The following is a 1,070-nucleotide window of genomic DNA, read 5'->3' on the forward strand; positions in this document are numbered from 1 at the left end:
GAGCAAAATTACGATCAGGTCTAAAGAGAAGGATGTCGTTGTCGACCGTATGATACGCTTTTAATCCTTCAAAAATAGCTTGTCCGTAATGAAAAACTTTACTAGCTGGATCGATTGTAATGGGGGCATAAGGAATAATTCGTCCATCATGCCATCCGTTTTCCTTCGTATAATTCAAAATAAACATATGGTCTGTAAAAACTTTTCCGAAACCGAGCTGATCCGGATTCGGTTTTTGTTTCGGTGTGTTCGTTCGCGTGATTGAAATTGTCATGTAATGGCCTCCTTTTAAAAGCTTACGTTAAGCCTACCATTTTTTAAAATATTTCGAAAGTTCAATTTAATTTATTTATATGTTATTTATATAAAGCTTGCTAGTCTATATATAAAATAAAAAAAGTCTATAAGAAAAAATAAAACAGCAGTGTCTACATGTCTAGTAGTTACTGCTGTTTTATTAAAAGGAAATTATAAATTTTGAGAAAATAGGGAAGAACGTTTCAGATAAAATAATGCTCACTAATGCAGCAACGACCATTGCAAGAGAAGAGAAAGTACCTTCCTTTTCACCAAATTCAAACGCTTTTGACGTTCCGGCACCGTGCGCACCCATACCGAGCAATAAGCCTTTTGATGCAGCTTGTTTAAAGTGCATATAGTGAATAACAATTGGACCTACTACACTGCCTGTTAAGCCTGTTACAATGACGAAAACAGCTGTCATCGTTGGTTCTCCACCAATCATTGTCGAAATATCCATAGCAATCGGTGTTGTAATCGATTTAGGGACGAGACTATTGATCATTTCTTTATTCAATCCGGCAAATAAAGCGAATAGAAAAGAAGAAACGATTGCAACGATACTGCCTGTAACTAAACTTGTCAAAATCGCCACAGCATTTTTCTTTAAAATGGCGTAGTTTTTATACATAGGAACAGCGAAAGCAACCGTTGCAGGACCTAATAATTTTGAAAGCCATTCAGCGCCGCCGTTATATTGAGCATAATCTACATTAAAAATAAATAATAAAATGATAATAATAATCGGACAAGTTAGTAAAGGAGAAAGC

Annotated in this window: 1 protein-coding gene and 1 pseudogene; both read right to left on the reverse strand. The window is 35.4% G+C overall.

Translation table 11 applies throughout. The features are described from left to right. Positions 1-274: pseudogene (locus KSHG_RS15520) on the reverse strand (branched-chain amino acid aminotransferase); the annotation flags it as partial. 183 nt (positions 275-457) lie between these two features. Further along, the coding region (locus tag KSHG_RS15525; RefSeq protein WP_010299886.1) for an LrgB family protein at positions 458-1,070 on the reverse strand (613 nt) is incomplete at its 5' end.

The sequence above is a fragment of the Kurthia senegalensis genome (assembly GCF_000285595.1).
Classification (GTDB): Bacteria; Bacillota; Bacilli; order Bacillales_A; family Planococcaceae; genus Kurthia; species Kurthia senegalensis.